We start from the raw sequence: 16817 nt of genomic DNA on the forward strand, positions 1-16817 counted from the left end.
CGCGCGGCCCCTTGCCGGCGCCAAGATGATGAACAGGCCCTAGGCGGGATTGCCGGACTGGAACCCGCGCCAGACCTCGTCATAGTCCGGTTGCAGGTTGGGCGCGGCCAGCGCCTGCGCCGTCGGGCGGAACACGTGGCGGCTCTCGAACATGAAAGCCATGGTGTCTTCCAGACGACGCGGCGCCAGCGCTTCCGTGCTGGCCCGTTCGAAGGTGGCGGCATCGGGGCCGTGCGGCAGCATGCAGTTGTGCAGGCTGATCCCGCCCGGCACGAAGCCCTCGGCCTTGGCATCGTAGACGCCGCGTACCAGTCCCATCAGCTCGCTCATCACGTTGCGGTGGAACCAGGGTGGGCGAAAGGTGTCCTCCATGACCAGCCAGCGCGGCGGAAAGATCACGAAGTCGCAATTGGCGGTGCCGCCGATTTCCGACGGCGAGGTCAGCACGGTATTGATGGACGGATCGGGATGGTCGAAAGTGATGCTGCCCACGGCCATGAAATGCGCCAGGTCGTACTTGTAGGGCGCCAGGTTGCCGTGCCAGGCCACCACGTCCAGCGGCGACGACGCGCGCTCCAGCTCCCAGAAGCCGCCCAGGAACTTGCGCAGGATGCGCACCGGCCCCGTCGCGGGTTCGCAGGCGGCGACCGGCGCCAGAAAGTCGCGCGGATTGGCCAGGCCGTTGGAACCCAGGGGCCCCAGTTCGGGCAGCCTGAACGGCGCGCCGTAGTTCTCGCACAGGTAGCCGCGCGCGGCGCCGTCGGGCACGTCGATGCGGCAATGCACGCCGCGCGGCAGCAGCAGGATCTCGCCGGGCGCCACCCGCAGGCGGCCCATTTCGGTATGGACGTCGAGCGCACCCGACTGCGGAACCACCAGCATTTCGCCATCGGCGTTCATCAGGTAGCGGTCGCGCATGGACGCATTGGCGCGATAGACGTGGACGGCGGTGCCGCTCTGGGTCTCGGCGCTGCCGTTGCCCGCCACGGTCACGATGCCGTCGACGAAGTCCGTGCCGGGCGCCGGCTCCGGCCAGGCGTTCCACCGCAGCCGGTTGGCCGGCGCGGCCACCTCGGTGAAGGGAGCGGTCAGCCAGCACGGATGCGCTACCGCATGGGCCTTGCCGTGCGCGGCGGAGGGCCGCAGCCGGTAGGTCCAGGTACGCAGGTTCACGGCGCGCGGCGCCGTGAAAGCCGTGCCCGAGATCAGTTCCGCGTACAGGCCATGCGCCACCCGTTGCGGCGAGTTGCGGCCCACGGGCAGCACGCCCGGGCTGGCCTCGGTCGCGAACTCATTGCCGAATCCGCTCTGGTACTGCGGCTCCGCCGCGGCTGCCCTGTCCATCCTTGCCTGCTCCCTGTTCAATTCGCGGCGATGTTCGCTTGCTGGACGACCTTCTTCCAGCGCGTGATTTCCGACTCGATCATGGTCCGCATCTGGGCCGGGCTGCTGCCGCTGGGCTCGCTGCCTATGTCGTTGACGGCCTTGCGGAACGCGGGGTCCAGCAGCATGGCCGCCAGCGCGGCGTGCAGCCGGTCGACGACGGGTCCGGGGGTCCTGGCCGGCGCCGCGATGCCCAGCCACGAATACACCTGGAACCCCGGCACGGTGTCGGCCGCGACGGGCACGCCAGGCAGCAACGGCCACGGCTTGGAGCTGGTGATGGCCAGCGCGCGCATCGTGCCCGCCTTGAGCTGCGGCGCGGCCACCGTGGCGGTATCCACCAGCACATCCACGTCGCCGGCCAGCACGGCTTGCACGGGCGCCGCGCCGCCGCGATACGGCACGTGCAGCATCTGCACGCCCGCCGTGGCGGCCAGCAATTCGCCGGTCAGGTGCTGGGTCGAGCCCACGCCCACCGAGGAGAAAGACACCGTGCCCGGCTTGGCGCGTGCCGTCCCCAGCAGGTCGGCCAGCGTGCGCGCCGGGTTGTCGGCCTTGACGCTGACCACGAACGGAAACGCGGTCACGGTGGAAATCGGCTGGAAATCCGCGACCGGATCGTAGGGCAGCGACTTGTTCACCGCGGCCGAAACCGTATGGCCGCCGGTCAGCATTACCAGCGTGTAGCCGTCGGGTTCGGCCTTGGCCACGTAGCTGGACGCGACCACGCCGCCGGCGCCGCTCTTGATTTCCACCACCACCGGCTGGCCCAGCGCCGCCTGCAGGTGGCGAGCCACCAGCCGCGACACGGTGTCGGCATTGCCGCCCGCGCCGAAGCCGTGAATGAGTTGTATGGGCCGCTCCGGATAGGCCGCGCCCGCCGCGCCGGCCAATGCGGCCGCGCAAACCGCGCCGATGATCCGTCCGTACATGATGGGGTCTCCTCCTTGTTCTTGCAGTGCTTTCCGTTGGCCGGAAAATCCCGGTTGCACCGTGAAGGGCAATATATGATTGGCCAGATCGGCGGGTACCCGCATTTCCACTGAATGGACACGACTTATGGCCAGCGGCAGCACCACGGCGGAACCCGGCGGCATCGAACGCGCAGTGCAGTTGTTGAAGCTGCTGGCCACGGCCGGCAAGCGGGGCCGGGCCCTCACGCAACTGGCCGAAGCCACGGCCCTGCCGCATTCCACCGTGCATCGCTTGCTGCGCCGCCTCATGCACGAGCGCCTGGTCGTCCAGAAGGAATCCGACAAGTGGTACGCGCTGGGCCCGCTGGCCTTCGAGCTGGGACTCGCCGCCATGGCCGCCTACGACCTGCGCGAGCATTGCCGCGCCAGCCTGTCCAGGCTGGCCGAAGAAGTCGGCGACACGGTCTATCTGTCGGTGCGCAGCGGCAGCGAATCCGTGTGCGAGGCGCGGCATGAAGGACCGTCGCCGATCCGGGTCAACACCCTGTCCATAGGCAGCCGCCGGCCGCTGGGGCTGGGCGCGGGCGGACTGGCCATCCTGGCTTTCCTGCCCGACGCCGAGCGCGAGGACATCATCGCCACCGATGGCCGCCGCATCTGCGAGGAAGGCCGCTTGACCGAGGCCGACCTGCGTGCCGCCATCGACGCGTGCCGGCGCCAGGGCCACTCGCTGATCCGCAACCGCGTCACCCTGGGCGTCACCGCGGCCGGCGTGCCCATACGCGACACGCTCGGCCGGCCCATCGCCGCCATCAGCGTGGCCGCCATCGACGACCGCATGCGGGAAGAACGCGTGGCCTCGCTGGCCCGCAGCCTGCACGAGCACGCGCGGGAAATCGAAGGCTCGCTGCGGGGCCGGCCGGCCTGAAACCGGGCGAGCCGGGCGTCAGACCGGCACCACGCGCGGGGGCGGCGGATCCGTGGTTTCGCCCTCGACGTTCGCGCGTATGCGCGGCAAACCCTCCGCATGATGCGCGGCGATGAAGGCGATCAGGCCTTCGCGCACCAGGCAGCGCAGCTCGAACGCATTGCCCGAGTTGGCGGCGCTGACCAGGAAGCGGACCTGCATGGCGCGATCACTGGTATCGGTGACCTGCACCGCCGCCACCCGCGTATCCCACAGCGGCGAAGCCTTGCACAGCCGCTCGAACTCCTTGCGTATCGGCTCCAGCGGCACCGAGAAATCCAGCCACAGGAACACCGTGCCCAGCAGCGACGCGGTACGGTGTGTCCAGTTCTCGAAGGGATTCTCGATGAACCATTGCAGGGGCACGATCATGCGCCGCTCGTCCCAGATGCGCACCACGACGAAAGTGCCGGTGATCTCCTCGACCCGGCCCCATTCGCCATTGACGATCAGCACGTCGTCGATGCGTATCGGCTGGGTGAAGGCGATCTGCAGGCCGGCAATGAAATTGCCCAGCACCGGCCGCGCCGCGATACCGGCGACCAGGCCGGCCACCCCGGCCGAGGCCAGCAGGCTCGCGCCCAACTGGCGCGCGCCCGGCAGCGTCAGCAGCACGAACGAGAGCCCCAGCAGCAACACGATGGCGTGGGCGCTGCGGGCCAGCACGCGGGTCTGCGTCAGCTTGCGGCGCGCGAGCAGGTTGTCGGCCACGTCATAGGGATTGAGGCGAATGGCCGTGTCGCTCAGCGACTTGATGCAGCTGTTGGCCAGCCAGGTCACGCATACGATCAGCATGACGGTGACGACGTAGGAAATGCCTCGGGTATAGGGCATGTCCTCCGGAGTCCCGGTCAGCACCACCCGCAGCGCCAGCAGCGCCGCCACGAACTGGCTGGCGGTGCACGCACCGACCACCATCGCGTGAAGATAGGGACGCGGCGCGGTGATGCGCCGCAGGATCAGGAAGCCTATCCGGTGGATGACCAGCGCGACGGCGACGGCCAGCACCATCGCGACCGTCAGCACGAACCAGGGGCGCAGCGCTTCGGGCAGGAAGTCCAGGGGTAGGGATGCCAGCATGGAGGCCTCTTCTTGGTCGAGTCGGGCGCCATGCCAGCAAGTAGTGTGCCGTGCGTCGCTTCTCGGCACGCAGCGAATGCGTGCCGATTTTTCATGCCCTTGCGCGCGCAGGCTGCGCCTTCCCTGTACCCAGCCAGGCCAGCGCCGCCAGCAGCAGGACGGCCGCGCCGAACTCGCGCGAGGTGGAGACGATGTCTCCGCGCAGCGCCACGTCGTAGCCGGCCAGGATGGCGGGTACGCCCATGGCCAGATACGACACCACGAACAGGACCGACAGCACGCCCGCGCGGCCGGTGGGCGGCAGCGGCGCGATCACGTTGCGCAGTGCGCCCTGGAAACCCGTGCCGAAGCCCATGCCGGCGATCGCGGTGCCCACCATGAACAGCGCCACCGAATGCAGCGACAGCGCGGCCAGCACGAGGGCCATGCCGGCCATCAGGGCCAGCGCGCCCAGGCGCGACAGGAAGCGGGCGGAGCGATCGCGCAGCAGGACCACCGCGACGACGCCGCCACCGGCCATGATGAACAGGGCCAGCCCACCCAGCAGGCTGGATCCCGAACCCACCAGGCTGCGCAACAGCGTGGGCCCGAGCGACGCATAGAAGCCGCCCAGGCCCCACACGGCCACCACGGCGGGCGCCGCCAGCAGCAGCGGCATCCGCACTTCCGGCGGCAGCGCGAAACTGGGCTTGAGCGAGGCCCAGGCGCCCGGCCGCCGCCGCGCGGTCTCGGCAATGAAGTAGACGCCCACGCCCTGCAGCACGAAGATCACACCCAGGACCACATAGACGAGATGGGTGGGGGCGGGCAGGTACTGCACCATCAGCCCGGCGACTATGCCCCCCGTACCCGTGCCCAGCATGGGCGCCAGCGCATTGGCCAATGCGCCGCGCGTCTTGTCGATGTCCAGCATGCCGGCGCCCACGGCCGCGATGGCGGCACCGGCCGAGAGCCCCTGGACGATGCGGCCCGCCAGCAGGTCGGACAGCCCGCCGGCTGTGGCGAAGACCACCATGGCCGCGGCCTGTGCGACGGCGGCGGCCATGAGCACGGGCCGCCGGCCGATGTGGTCCGACAGGCGTCCCGCCACCAGCAGCGCCGCCAGCACGGCCAGGGCGTAGCTGCCGAACACCACGGTCAGCATGGTGGTGGAGAAGCCCCATTGCTGCTGATAGATCGCGTATAGCGGGGTCGGCGCCGCCGACCCCGCCAGGAACGCCAATGTGATCGATGCCAGCAGATGGAAACTGAAGCGCGGCGACAGGCGCCCGGCAACCTGGGGGCAGGCGGAAACAGGGGCGGGGACGGCCTTGGCGGGGGAAGCGCAGGTCATGGGGCGGGATCCGGGGAACATTAAACAGACAGGTCTGTCTGATTTGCTTGAAGTGTACAGACCTGTCTGGTAATGTCAAGACATGACCATGAATACGACAAAAAGCCCCGAAGCGCGCCGTTCCGCGCGTCAACGCCTGCTCGACGCCGCGGACGAGCTGTTCTATGAAGGGAGCATCCACACGGTCGGCATCGACCGGGTCATCGAGCGCGCCGGCGTGGCCAAGGCCTCGCTGTACGACACCTTCGGCAGCAAGGAGGCCCTGATCCAGGCCTACCTGCTGGCCCGCCACGAGGCGCGCAAGCTGCGCATCGCCGACCGCCTGGCCGACTACCCCGGCCCGCGCGAGCGCCTGCTGGGCGTCTTCGACATCATGCGGGAAACCGCGTCGTCGCCACGCTTCCGGGGCTGTCCGTTCAGCCGCGCCGCCGCCGAGGCGGCGCCCAGCGCCGGCATCCGGGAAGCCTGCGATACGGCCCGACGCTGGCTGCGCGACCTGTTCACCAGCCTGGCACGCGAAGCCGGCGCGTCCGACCCCGAGGCCCTGGCCTGTCAGTTGATGCTGCTCTATGACGGCGCGTCGGTGTCGGCGCACGTGGACGACAACGCCAGCGCGGCCGCGGCAGCACGCGCCACGGCCGAGCAACTCGTCGAGCAGGCCTTCGCTGTGCGCTGAACCGCTCCTACGCCGGTTCCGCCAGCATCCTTTCCCCGGCATAGAATCGCTTCAGATTCTCCACCACCATGTTGGACATGGCCGTCCGGGTCTCGTTGGTCGCGCTGGAAACGTGCGGCAGCAGCACGGTGTTTCGCAGTTCCGTCAGCCTGGACGACTTCAGCGGCTCGACTTCATACACGTCGAGCGCGGCGCCCCGGATGATTTCGTTCTCCAGCGCGGCAACCAACGCTTGTTCGTCGACCACGCTGCCCCGCGCAACATTGATCAGATAGCCTTGCGGTCCGAGCGCCGCGAGTACGCCGGCGTCGACCATGTGCCGGGTTTCCGCGCTGCCCGACACGGCAATGAAGAGATAGTCGCACCATGCGGCCAGCTCCTGCAAGGTGGAGACGCGTTCATGGGAGCATTCCCGGACCTCGGAGCGGGAGAAATATCGGATCTCCGCGTCGAAGCCGACAAGCCTTTTCGCGATGATCCTGCCTATCCTTCCCATGCCTGCGATGCCCATGCGCTTGCCGCTTACCCTGTCCCCCAAGTCGAACACATTGCCTGTTTCCGCCCACCGGTTCGATCTCACGTAGCCATCCGCCTGCGGAATCTTGCGACTGGCCGCGATCATCAATCCTATAGCCAGGTCGGCCACGCAATCGTTCAGGACGTCGGGCGTGTAGCCGACGCGTATTCCCCTGCGGCGCGCGGCGGCAAGATCGACCTTGTCCAGGCCGACGCCGAAAATCGACATGACTTTCAGGCCCGGCAGCCGGTCGAGCGTGGCGAGGTCCACCCCGCGTATCGCGGAAGAGACCAGGCCGGAAATCTCCGAGGCATCGCCGGGCGAGTCCAGGGTTCTCAACTCGAACTCGCTTTCCAGCGACTGCTGGAGAACGGCCGGTATCTTCGCGATGTTCAGGACCACGGGCTTGCTCATGGATGGCGCCTTCGTCGTTGAGAGGGGATGCTTCATGAATCGGTCATGGCGCTCGCCGATGCGGCGAAGACCGCTACACGATGAAGCTCAGGTTCCCCATCAATATCGTCGATTGGTTGATGTAGATCTTTCGCTCTTTGATCCGCCACGTGTCCTGGTACCTGGCCAGCAGATCGATGCGATGTCCATACAGGCAATGGTCGTCGGCTTCGTTGCGATTCCGGTTCACCATGAAATTGCATCGTGTCCGGACCAGCAGGGGTTCCGTGCCGGAATCGGCCTCGAGTATGCGCAGGTTGGTAAGGTAGCGCGTCGTTCGCGAAGGCGGTTCCTCCGCCCAATGTTGATGCGTGCGGATCTGCCGGACGCGCTTGGTGATCGTTTCCTTGCCTTCATCGAACCAGCTGATGTCCAGCGGACCGTCGAGATACTCGGTCGCCTGCGCCTTGCCCGACAGGTTGCGAAGCACGAACATGCGGTAGGAGATGTCCTCCGCCAAGGTATCGAGCCACTCTTCGTACTTCCTGTCCGACAGGAGTTCCGCTTCTTTGTAGAGAAACTCGGAAACCTCGTACAGCCGCAGCATGGCGTTCATGGAATCGTGCATCACTTCGCTCCCGCGGCATGCCGCTTGAGGGGAAAAGCGGCATCGTCCTCGACTTCGACACGATGCATGAGCTGGTCCCAGGACCGGCCCTCCATGAACTCCTGCCATCGCTTGAGCCAGATCAGTTGGTTCTGTTCGGTAATGGTGCGTCCGCACCAGACCGCGCCGGGCATGAGGTCGCAGGGCTCGGATTCCCCCAGGCCCTGCGCGTAGTTGAACGGCAGGTCGCGGCCCATGCCTCCAAGGCTCTGCCTGGTGGCCGACTCCCAGTTCTCTATGTCGTCCTGCTCCGTCATTCCACCGGGGCCGGAATAGGTCATGTAGTAATGCCTGAAGATATCCTTGACCTCGTCGGGCGCGTCGGCGTCGATCAGGTAGTAGCGCCACATCTCGGTCTCGGTGGCGCTGATCGGATGGTGGACCACCAGCGTGCGGGGCTGATCCTCGTGGAACGACATGTTCGGAAATATGGTCCCCTTGCCCTGGTAATGGATGCCGCCCGCCCGCTTGCGCAGGTGTTCCCGCGCCATGTCCCGCAGGTAGTTGCTGGCAGCGGGAAACTGCTGGAAGGTGTCGGGGCGGGGAAACTCCTCTTCGGGACGCGGCAGGAAGCCCAGCCCCCCATGGCCCAGGTCAGGCCATCCGAACGCCGCGTGGCCGGGGGCGCGTTCATCCCTGCGGCCGTCCTTCCCGCTCGGATTGAGCTTGATCATGTTTGCCGAGTTGTGCGTCACGGCATGGGAGGCATCGCCCACGAAGTTGGTCGCGGGGAACTTCCAGTTGCATCGCACCCGGAATTTCTGCACCCCGACCAGCAGCGTGCTGCCGCCGCTATCGCCGTTGCGGTGGTCGAGCGCGGAATCGAGCCACCTCAGCATGCCGCCCAGGTACGCTTCCAGGCTGGGCGCATGTTCGTCCCACGTGGCCCAGATCGTTCCCTTGTAGACCTGGACGCGCGCCGCCTTGAGCCCCCACTCCCCCTTGTCGAGGCGGCCCTCGTAGTGAACGTTGAAACCCGGAACCCCCGACAACTCGCCTGGCCGGGAGACTCTCTCTTCGTCCGTCGAGTAAGTCCAGCCATGATAGGGACAGGTGAAGGCACGCGCCTTGCCTTCGTCCACCCGGCAGACCTTCATCCCCCGGTGCCGGCAACTGTTGAGCAGGACGACGACCTTGTCCTGCCTCGTCCGCGTGACGATGACGGAATCGGTTCCCATCTTCGACTGGATGAAGTCTTCCGGATCCGGGATCTGGCTCTCGTGGCCTACCAGCAGCCAGGCGCGGCCGAAGATTTGCCGCACTTCCTGGGCAAACAAATCGTCATCCACGAACATGCGGCGATCCGCGGTTCCCGCGGCAACGTCTACACATCGAACATCGGCCATCATGGCGCCTCCTCGATAAAGAACCAGGCCTCTTTCATTGAAATTCTGCTAGACAGAATCTAATACTGTCTCTCAGAATTCATTCTGCGGCCGCGGACTCTACCTGTCAACTACGCACAGGCGCACCGGCAGGCGGGTTCCAGTGATGGCGGGAAAAGCGGGAAGTGGGGGGGCCGGCGCGCCTGCGCCGGCCAGGCGCCCTAGGAAGCGCAGAGTTTTCCCTTGGGACTGAACTCGAGGCGAATGGGATTGGAACCGAGGGCCGCTCGATGCGCTTCCGGATCCCCGCCGAACAACACGGTCAGTTCCATGGCGCTCGTAAGCAGGGATTTGGCGTATTTGGCAATCGCCGCTTCGGTGAACCGGGTCACGGTTCCGGAAACGGTCATGGCGCCCCGCAGCGAGCCGCCCGCGCCGAACACCGGCGTCCCGAGCCCCGCGATTTCCGAATCCCGGCCGCCGATGCTGACGATCACCATGGTTTCCTGCGGGCGGGCCTTCCGGATCGCCGGGTCGAACCTGAGCAGAACCTTGCCGCCGGCGCCCGTTCCGAGCGGCGCGATATCGCCCACGCGCACGTGGTCCCGGATGGATCGATTGCTGTCCACCCGCGCCACGCAAATGCGCGTTTCGTCCGATTGCCTGGCATAGAACGTCGCGCTTTCCCCGGTATCTCCGGCGAGTTTCTCGAGCAGGGGAGTGATATGGGTTTCGCTCTTGACCGACCCGAGGTACAGCCGGCCCCAGCGCGCAAGCGTCGGTCCTGGCTGGTACGTCCCGTTGTCCAGGCGAAGGACGCAGCCGTGCTCGATCAGCGTCGAAAGCAGACGCAGGATGGTGCTCTTGTAGAAACCGGTCCGCAAGGACAGGTCGTGCAGCGTCATGGGCGAACCGTCTTCCGCAAAGGCATTCAGTATGCGTATGGCGCGGTCGACGGAAGCAACGATTTCATTGTTCATGGGAGAAATGGTAAAGATTCTGCCAAGCAGAATCAACTTCTATTTTTTATTGACACGCCTATTCCGCGAATTCATCATCGTTTCACCATGCCATCCAGAGGCCGCGATGAAAATCCTGAAAATCTCTGCCCATGCCCTGTCTGTCTTCCTCTTCTGTACAGGCGCCCATGCGCAGGGCGAAGACTATCCGAACCATCCGATCCGCTTCATCGTGCCCTATGCGCCCGGCGCCGGATCCGACACCTTCGCCAGATTGATCGCCGACAAATTGGGCAAGCGCCTGGGCCAGACCGTCTTCGTCGACAACCGCCCCGGCAGCTCGGGCAACATCGGCGCCGATGCCGTCTTTCGCGCGGCTCCCGATGGCTATACGCTGCTCTTCACCGCGCCCGGACCGCTGGTGACCAGCCAAGCCCTGTATTCGAAGCTCACGTTCGTGCCGGACGAATTCGTTCCGATATCGGTCATCGCCACGAGCCCGAGCACGCTGGTGGCCAATCCGAAATCCGGCATCAAGAACCTGCAGGACTTGTTGAAGGCCGCCCGGGCAAGGCCGGACAAGCTCAACTATTCGTCCGGCGGCACCGGCTCCACCCCGCACCTGGCTGCGGAAATGTTCAAGCAGCTGGCCAAGGTCAAGATCTTCCAGATCCCTTATTCCGGCAGCGGCCCGGCGCTCGCGGCGGTGGTCTCGGGCGAAACCGACATTGCCTTCGTGGATCTCGGTTCGGTGCTGCCCTTTGTGCGCAAAGGCCAGCTGATCGCGCTCGGAGTTGGCAGCGAGTCGCGTAAAGCCGGGCTGCCGGACGTGCCCGCGATCGGCGAAGTCGTTCCGGGATTCGTGTCGATGACCTGGTTCGGCATGGCCGCCCCACCCAAGACGCCCGAGCATATCGTCAACAAGCTGTCTGCGATGGTCAACGAGATACTCAAGGAACCCGACACGATGGCGCGGCTGTCCCAGATGAATGCGGACCCGATCGGCGGAACGCCGGCCGACATGGCGAAGTTCATCAGGCAGGAGCGCGAGCGCTGGAGCACCGTCATCCGGAATACCGGCACCAAGCTCGACTGAACCCAGCCACGCGCAGGCCTCGCATGCCATACAGCACCCGCAACGGCGTCAGTATCCACTACGAAGTCTCCGGCGAGGGCATGCCCATGGTCCTCATCCACGCCAATCCTTTCGATCATCGGCTCTGGCTTTATCAGGCGGCGCACTTTTCCACCTGGTTCAAGGTGGTTTCGGTCGATATCCGGGGCTATGGACGATCGGACAAACCGTCGGGCGAGTTCTCCATGCTCGACATGGCCGAAGACGTGCTGGGCGTGTGCGAAGACCTGGGGATCGATGAAGCCGTGTTGATGGGCGCGAGCGTCGGATCTGGGATCGCCCTGCTGCTCGGCCTCGAGCGGCCCGAGTTGTTCCGGGCCATCGTACTGGTTGGCGGCGGCAGCGGCGGCATGAACTTCGACCGCCGCATCGACGGCTACGGCAACCTGGGCGTGGCCCGCTATCAGCGCGAGCACCTGCACGAACTGGTCGCTCCGCAGTTTGCCCGATCCAGGCTCGGCGCCTATCTGCTGGACAGGTTTGCCGAAGTGGGCCCGTCCCTGTCCGGGGCAGCCATCGCCCGGATCTTCCAGGCGCGGGCGGCCTTGGACATGACGCCCCGCCTGCCATCGCTGGCCGTTCCCACCTTGGTGATCAATGGCGAATTCGACATTTCGCTCGACGACGGACGCAAGACCGCCAGCCTGATTCCGAATGCAGTCCATCGCATTCTGCCCGGCACCGGCCATGCCTGCTGCATCGAGGACCCTGCCGGCTTCGACGAAATCGTCGCCTCTTATCTTCGAGCCAGACAGCTGCTGGCATAGCGCCGCCGCGCCACCAGGCGCAACGCCGCATTGAGCCCACAGAAAACACCGCGCCCCGGCCCCACCTGCACGCTCATCGCGTTGTAGTGGGAACCGGGGCGAGCGAATGATGATCCATCACCGACTGCCGCGCGCGCAGGCGCGCCGAGGCGTTTAACTCCTGCCGCCCCGCAGCTTGCGGATGGCGGCCAGCTGCGCCGCCAGCATCGCCAGCTCGGCCTCGACCACGGCCACTTCGGCCTTGTCCTTGGCATTGCGCAGCGCTTCTTCCGCCGCCTTGCGCGCCTGCTCGGCCTTGGCCTCGTCCAGGTCGTGGCTGCGGATGGCCGTGTCGGCCAGCACCGTCACGGTACCCGGCTGGATCTCGAGCAGACCGCCGGCCACGAAGATGTGCTCTTCCTCGCCGTTGTCCGCGCGCGAGATCTTCACCGTACCCGGACGGATACGCGAAATCAGCGGCGTATGGCCAGGCAATATGCCCAGCTCGCCCGACTCGCCAGGCAGCGCAACGAACTTCGCCTCACCAGCGAAGATCGACGCCTCGGCACTGACGACATCCACATGAATAGTTGCCATACTCAATTCTCCTGGACTGCGCTTCGCGCAGCCCCAGCGCCCCTACCCAAAATAACTGCCCCGAACCCAGGGCACAGCGGATCCGGCTTTGCCGGTCCGCCAGTGCCGCCCCCTGGGGGGCGCGCGTAAGCGCGTAGGGGGGTTACAGTTTTTTTGCTTTCTCGAACGCTTCGTCGATCGTGCCGACCATGTAGAAGGCCTGCTCGGGCAGCGCGTCGCACTCGCCTTCGACGATCATCTTGAAGCCACGGATGGTTTCCTTCAGCGGCACGTACTTGCCGGGCGAACCCGTGAACACTTCGGCCACGTGGAAGGGCTGCGACAGGAAGCGCTGGATCTTGCGGGCGCGGCCCACGGCCTGCTTGTCTTCCGGCGACAGTTCGTCCATGCCCAGGATCGCGATGATGTCGCGCAGTTCCTTGTAGCGCTGCAGCGTCTGCTGCACGCCACGGGCGACGGCGTAGTGCTCTTCGCCCACGATCTGCGGGTCGAGCTGGCGGCTGGTGGAGTCGAGCGGGTCGACGGCGGGGTAGATACCCAGCGCGGCGATGTCACGCGACAGCACGACGGTCGAGTCCAGGTGCAGGAAGGTCGTGGCGGGCGACGGGTCGGTCAAGTCATCCGCAGGCACGTACACGGCCTGGATCGACGTGATCGAGCCGGTCTTGGTCGAGGTGATGCGCTCTTGCAGCTTGCCCATTTCCTCGGCCAGCGTCGGCTGGTAGCCCACGGCGGAGGGCATGCGGCCCAGCAGCGCGGACACTTCGGTACCGGCCAGCGTGTAGCGGTAGATGTTGTCGACGAAGAACAGGATGTCGCGGCCTTCGTCGCGGAACTTCTCGGCCATCGTCAGGCCCGACAGCGCCACGCGCAGACGGTTGCCCGGGGGCTCGTTCATCTGGCCGAACACCATCGCCACCTTGGACTCTTCGATCTTGTCCAGGTTGATGACGCCCGCTTCCGCCATTTCGTGGTAGAAGTCGTTGCCTTCGCGAGTCCGCTCGCCCACGCCCGCGAACACCGACAGGCCGCTGTGCTGCTTGGCGATGTTGTTGATGAGCTCGAGCATGTTCACGGTCTTGCCCACGCCGGCGCCGCCGAACAGGCCGACCTTGCCGCCCTTGGCGAACGGGCACACCAGGTCGATAACCTTGATGCCGGTCTCGAGCAGTTCCACGGAGGGCGACAGCTCGTCGAACTTGGGCGCGTCCTGGTGGATGGCGCGGCGCTCTTCCGACTTGATCGGGCCGGCTTCGTCGATGGGACGACCCAGCACGTCCATGATGCGGCCCAGCGTGCCGGTGCCCACGGGCACCGAGATGGGCGCGCCGCTGGCGGCCACGGCCATGCCGCGGCGCAGGCCGTCGGACGAGCCCATGGCGATGGTACGGACGACGCCGTCACCGAGCTGCTGCTGCACTTCGAACGTCAGGCCCTTCTCGGCAAAAGCCGAGCTCTCGTCGGCCAGCGTAAGGGCCTCGTAGATCTTGGGCATGCTGTCGCGGGGGAACTGAATGTCCACCACGGCACCGATGCACTGAACGATGGTTCCGTTGCTCATATCGATTCCTCGATTCCTGATTCTTTAAGGCGTCGCGCCGGCTTACACCGCCGCCGCACCGCCCACGATTTCCGAAATTTCCTTGGTGATGGCTGCCTGGCGGGTCTTGTTGTAGACCAGCTGCAGATCGCCGATCACCTTCTTGGCGTTGTCCGATGCAGCCTTCATGGCCACCATCCGGGCGGACTGCTCGGACGCCATGTTTTCGGCAACGGCTTGGTACACCAGCGCTTCGACGTAGCGCAGCAGGAGTTCATCGACGACCGACTTGGCATCGGGTTCGTAGATGTAGTCCCACGAGTAGGCCTTCTTCTCTTCCTCGGTCTGCGCGAAACGCTCGGCCGACAGCGGCAGCAGCTGCTCGATCACGGGCTCCTGCTTCATCGTGTTGATGAAGCGGTTGTACGCGAGGTACACCACGTCGACCTTGCCTTCGGCATACGCGTCCAGCTGAACCTTGATCGCGCCGATCAGGCGTTCGAGGTTGGGCGCGTCGCCCAGTTGCACCGCCTGGGACACGACGTTGGCATCCAGACGGGTCAGGAAGCCCAGACCCTTGTTGCCAATGGCCGTGGTCTGGACCTTGATGCCCTTCGCTTCCGAGTCCTTCAGGCGATTGAGCACCGCGCGCAGGATGTTGGTGTTCAGCGCGCCGCACAGGCCCTTGTCGGTCGTGACCACGATCAAGCCGGCGGCCTTGATGTCGTCGCGCTTGGCCAGGTAGGCGTGTTCGTAGTCGGGATTGGCTTGCGCCATGTGCGCGGCAATGTTGCGCACCTTGTCGGCATACGGACGGGCCGTGCGCATCCGGTCCTGCGCCTTGCGCATCTTGGACGCGGCGACCATTTCCATCGCCTTGGTGATCTTGCGCGTGTTTTGCACGCTCTTGATCTTGGTTCGGATTTCCTTGATTCCGGGCATCTATCTTCCCCTGTCAGTGTTCACAGAGAGGCGCCGAGCGGCGCCCCGTGTACCCTGCTTCAGAAGGCTCCGTTCTTCTTGAAATCCTTCACTGCTTCGTGCAGCGCGGCTTCGTCGTCCTTGGACAGTTCCTTGGTGTCCTCGATACGGCCGACCAGCGCGTCGTACTTGGACTTCAGGTATTCCTTCAGCGCCTTTTCGAACGCCAGGACGTCCTTGACCTCGACGTCGTCGATGTAGCCGTTGTTGGCGGCGAACAGCGAGACGGCCAGTTCCCAGACCTGCAGCGGCTGGTACTGGGGCTGCTTGAGCAGTTCCACCACGCGGCGGCCGCGCTCGAGCTGGCGACGGGTCGATTCGTCCAGGTCGGAAGCGAACTGCGCGAAGGCAGCCAGTTCACGGTACTGGGCCAGGTCGGTACGGATACCGCCGGACAGCTTCTTGATGACCTTGGTCTGGGCGGCGCCACCCACGCGCGACACCGAGATACCGGCGTTGATGGCGGGGCGGATACCGGCGTTGAACAGGTCCGATTCCAGGAAGATCTGGCCGTCGGTGATCGAGATCACGTTGGTCGGAACGAAGGCGGACACGTCGCCGGCCTGCGTTTCGATGATGGGCAGCGCGGTCAGCGAACCGGTCTTGCCCTTCACGGCGCCGTTGGTGAACTTCTCGACGTACTCTTCGTTGACGCGAGCGGCACGTTCCAGCAGGCGCGAGTGCAGGTAGAACACGTCGCCGGGGTAGGCTTCGCGGCCGGGCGGGCGGCGCAGCAGCAGCGAGACCTGGCGATAGGCCCAGGCTTGCTTGGTCAGGTCGTCATAGATGATCAGGGCGTCTTCGCCGCGATCACGGAAGTATTCGCCCATCGTGCAGCCGGAGTAGGCGGCGATGTACTGCATCGCGGCCGATTCCGAGGCCGAGGCGGCCACGACGATGGTGTACTCCAGCGCGCCGTGCTCTTCGAGCTTGCGGACCACGTTGTTGATGGTCGAGGCCTTCTGGCCGATCGCCACGTACACGCAGGTCAGGCCCTTGCCCTTCTGGCTGATGATGGTATCGACGGCCACGGCGGTCTTGCCGGTCTGGCGGTCGCCGATGATCAGCTCGCGCTGGCCGCGGCCGATGGGCACCATGGCGTCGATAGCCTTCAGGCCGGTCTGCACCGGCTGCGACACCGACTTGCGCGCGATCACGCCCGGGGCGACCTTCTCGATCACGTCGGTGGCCTTGGCGTTGACCGGACCCTTGCCGTCGATCGGCTGGCCCAGCGCGTCGACCACGCGGCCCTTCAGTTCCGGACCGACCGGCACTTCCAGGATGCGGCCGGTCGACTTGACCGTATCGCCTTCCGAGATGTGGGTGTAGTCGCCGAGAATCACGGCGCCGACGGAGTCGCGCTCGAGGTTGAGCGCCATGCCGAAGGTGTTGTTGGGAAACTCGAGCATTTCGCCCTGCATCACGTCCGACAGGCCGTGGATGCGGGTGATACCGTCGGTCACGGACACGACCGTGCCTTGGGTACGGATGTCAGCAGAGTTGCTCAGGCCTTCGATGCGGCTCTTGAGCAATTCGCTGATCTCAGACGGATTGAGTTGCATGGTTGACTCCTGGAATCCTTTCTCTCGGTGCCGATGTGTGCG

At 65.7% G+C, this 16817-nt stretch carries 16 protein-coding genes; 4 read left to right on the plus strand and 12 right to left on the minus strand.

The features are described from left to right. Window positions 1–39 precede the first annotated feature (39 nt). Together hmgA and CDO46_RS20450 are read right to left on the minus strand one after the other, a co-directional pair. Window positions 40–1344, minus strand: a complete 1305-nt coding sequence (hmgA, locus tag CDO46_RS20445; RefSeq protein WP_087840350.1) for a homogentisate 1,2-dioxygenase — start codon at window positions 1342–1344, stop codon at window positions 40–42. A 17-nt stretch (window positions 1345–1361) separates the two neighbouring features. Continuing rightward, a complete protein-coding gene (locus tag CDO46_RS20450) occupies window positions 1362–2315 on the minus strand; it encodes a tripartite tricarboxylate transporter substrate binding protein (protein ID WP_087840351.1) in 954 nt (317 codons plus the stop codon). A gap of 127 nt (window positions 2316–2442) precedes the next feature. On the opposite strand from CDO46_RS20450, the gene CDO46_RS20455 reads away from it, so the two are divergent. Beyond that, entirely contained in the window at window positions 2443–3225 is a 783-nt protein-coding gene (locus tag CDO46_RS20455; protein WP_087840353.1) for an IclR family transcriptional regulator, read from the plus strand. A gap of 18 nt (window positions 3226–3243) precedes the next feature. Here the strand turns inward: CDO46_RS20455 and CDO46_RS20460 are convergent, their stop codons facing one another. Then, window positions 3244–4344 carry a mechanosensitive ion channel family protein gene (locus CDO46_RS20460; protein ID WP_087840354.1) on the minus strand — a complete coding sequence of 367 codons (1101 nt, stop codon included), beginning with the start codon at window positions 4342–4344 and terminating at the stop codon, window positions 3244–3246. A gap of 91 nt (window positions 4345–4435) precedes the next feature. Beyond that, the gene (locus CDO46_RS20465; RefSeq protein ID WP_087840355.1) at window positions 4436–5677 is read right to left on the minus strand and encodes an MFS transporter; all 1242 of its coding nucleotides are present in this window, start codon (window positions 5675–5677) and stop codon (window positions 4436–4438) included. An 88-nt stretch (window positions 5678–5765) separates the two neighbouring features. Here CDO46_RS20465 and CDO46_RS20470 point away from each other — a divergent pair, with 88 nt between their 5' ends. After that, a complete protein-coding gene (locus CDO46_RS20470) occupies window positions 5766–6353 on the plus strand; it encodes a TetR/AcrR family transcriptional regulator (protein WP_087840480.1) in 588 nt (195 codons plus the stop codon). Between the two features lie 7 nt (window positions 6354–6360). On the opposite strand, the gene CDO46_RS20475 is transcribed toward CDO46_RS20470, so the two are convergent. From CDO46_RS20475 to CDO46_RS20490, 4 genes are all read right to left on the minus strand, one after another. Further along, window positions 6361–7284, minus strand: a complete 924-nt coding sequence (locus tag CDO46_RS20475) for a 2-hydroxyacid dehydrogenase (RefSeq protein ID WP_087840356.1) — start codon at window positions 7282–7284, stop codon at window positions 6361–6363. Window positions 7285–7357: 73 nt separating this feature from the next. Then, a complete protein-coding gene (locus tag CDO46_RS20480; RefSeq protein WP_176400804.1) occupies window positions 7358–7891 on the minus strand; it encodes a 3-phenylpropionate/cinnamic acid dioxygenase subunit beta in 534 nt (177 codons plus the stop codon). Further along, entirely contained in the window at window positions 7891–9225 is a 1335-nt protein-coding gene (locus CDO46_RS20485) for a Rieske 2Fe-2S domain-containing protein (RefSeq protein WP_254914645.1), read from the minus strand. The genes CDO46_RS20480 and CDO46_RS20485 overlap by 1 nt, the downstream gene beginning before the upstream one ends. A gap of 251 nt (window positions 9226–9476) precedes the next feature. Continuing rightward, window positions 9477–10160, minus strand: a complete 684-nt coding sequence (locus tag CDO46_RS20490; protein ID WP_254914646.1) for an IclR family transcriptional regulator — start codon at window positions 10158–10160, stop codon at window positions 9477–9479. Between CDO46_RS20490 and CDO46_RS20495 the strand changes: the two genes are divergently transcribed. Next, complete coding sequence (locus CDO46_RS20495) at window positions 10159–11310, plus strand: tripartite tricarboxylate transporter substrate binding protein (protein WP_087840360.1); 1152 nt, start codon at window positions 10159–10161, stop codon at window positions 11308–11310. The two genes, CDO46_RS20490 and CDO46_RS20495, sit on opposite strands and share 2 nt — an antisense overlap. A gap of 23 nt (window positions 11311–11333) precedes the next feature. After that, window positions 11334–12116, plus strand: a complete 783-nt coding sequence (locus tag CDO46_RS20500; protein WP_087840361.1) for an alpha/beta fold hydrolase — start codon at window positions 11334–11336, stop codon at window positions 12114–12116. A gap of 153 nt (window positions 12117–12269) precedes the next feature. On the opposite strand, the gene CDO46_RS20505 is transcribed toward CDO46_RS20500, so the two are convergent. From CDO46_RS20505 to atpA, 4 genes are all read right to left on the minus strand, one after another. Beyond that, window positions 12270–12692, minus strand: coding sequence for a F0F1 ATP synthase subunit epsilon (locus CDO46_RS20505; RefSeq protein ID WP_087840362.1), 423 nt, complete (start codon window positions 12690–12692; stop codon window positions 12270–12272). A 142-nt stretch (window positions 12693–12834) separates the two neighbouring features. Then, window positions 12835–14253 carry a F0F1 ATP synthase subunit beta gene (gene atpD, locus CDO46_RS20510; RefSeq protein WP_087840363.1) on the minus strand — a complete coding sequence of 473 codons (1419 nt, stop codon included), beginning with the start codon at window positions 14251–14253 and terminating at the stop codon, window positions 12835–12837. 42 nt (window positions 14254–14295) lie between these two features. Further along, a complete protein-coding gene (gene atpG, locus CDO46_RS20515; RefSeq protein WP_087840365.1) occupies window positions 14296–15174 on the minus strand; it encodes a F0F1 ATP synthase subunit gamma in 879 nt (292 codons plus the stop codon). A gap of 59 nt (window positions 15175–15233) precedes the next feature. Further along, the gene (gene atpA / locus CDO46_RS20520; RefSeq protein WP_087840367.1) at window positions 15234–16775 is read right to left on the minus strand and encodes a F0F1 ATP synthase subunit alpha; all 1542 of its coding nucleotides are present in this window, start codon (window positions 16773–16775) and stop codon (window positions 15234–15236) included. Between the last annotated feature and the right edge of the window lie 42 nt (window positions 16776–16817).

The sequence above is a fragment of the Pigmentiphaga sp. NML030171 genome, assembly GCF_002188635.1.
GTDB lineage: Bacteria > Pseudomonadota > Gammaproteobacteria > Burkholderiales > Burkholderiaceae_B > Pigmentiphaga > Pigmentiphaga daeguensis.

What these genes read in the sequence shown, in the direction of transcription:
- CDO46_RS20465 (WP_087840355.1), bottom strand. Translation starts at nt 5,677, where the DNA reads ATGACCTGCGCTTCCCCCGCCAAGGCCGTCCCCGCCCCTGTTTCCGCC.
- CDO46_RS20490 (WP_254914646.1), bottom strand. Translation starts at nt 10,160, where the DNA reads ATGACGCTGCACGACCTGTCCTTGCGGACCGGTTTCTACAAGAGCACC.
- CDO46_RS20495 (WP_087840360.1), top strand. Translation starts at nt 10,159, where the DNA reads ATGGGCGAACCGTCTTCCGCAAAGGCATTCAGTATGCGTATGGCGCGG.
- CDO46_RS20505 (WP_087840362.1), bottom strand. Translation starts at nt 12,692, where the DNA reads ATGGCAACTATTCATGTGGATGTCGTCAGTGCCGAGGCGTCGATCTTC.
- CDO46_RS20475 (WP_087840356.1), bottom strand. Translation starts at nt 7,284, where the DNA reads ATGAGCAAGCCCGTGGTCCTGAACATCGCGAAGATACCGGCCGTTCTC.
- atpD (WP_087840363.1), bottom strand. Translation starts at nt 14,253, where the DNA reads ATGAGCAACGGAACCATCGTTCAGTGCATCGGTGCCGTGGTGGACATT.
- CDO46_RS20485 (WP_254914645.1), bottom strand. Translation starts at nt 9,225, where the DNA reads ATGTTCGTGGATGACGATTTGTTTGCCCAGGAAGTGCGGCAAATCTTC.
- CDO46_RS20480 (WP_176400804.1), bottom strand. Translation starts at nt 7,891, where the DNA reads ATGCACGATTCCATGAACGCCATGCTGCGGCTGTACGAGGTTTCCGAG.
- CDO46_RS20455 (WP_087840353.1), top strand. Translation starts at nt 2,443, where the DNA reads ATGGCCAGCGGCAGCACCACGGCGGAACCCGGCGGCATCGAACGCGCA.
- CDO46_RS20470 (WP_087840480.1), top strand. Translation starts at nt 5,766, where the DNA reads ATGAATACGACAAAAAGCCCCGAAGCGCGCCGTTCCGCGCGTCAACGC.
- atpA (WP_087840367.1), bottom strand. Translation starts at nt 16,775, where the DNA reads ATGCAACTCAATCCGTCTGAGATCAGCGAATTGCTCAAGAGCCGCATC.
- atpG (WP_087840365.1), bottom strand. Translation starts at nt 15,174, where the DNA reads ATGCCCGGAATCAAGGAAATCCGAACCAAGATCAAGAGCGTGCAAAAC.
- CDO46_RS20450 (WP_087840351.1), bottom strand. Translation starts at nt 2,315, where the DNA reads ATGTACGGACGGATCATCGGCGCGGTTTGCGCGGCCGCATTGGCCGGC.
- hmgA (WP_087840350.1), bottom strand. Translation starts at nt 1,344, where the DNA reads ATGGACAGGGCAGCCGCGGCGGAGCCGCAGTACCAGAGCGGATTCGGC.
- CDO46_RS20460 (WP_087840354.1), bottom strand. Translation starts at nt 4,344, where the DNA reads ATGCTGGCATCCCTACCCCTGGACTTCCTGCCCGAAGCGCTGCGCCCC.
- CDO46_RS20500 (WP_087840361.1), top strand. Translation starts at nt 11,334, where the DNA reads ATGCCATACAGCACCCGCAACGGCGTCAGTATCCACTACGAAGTCTCC.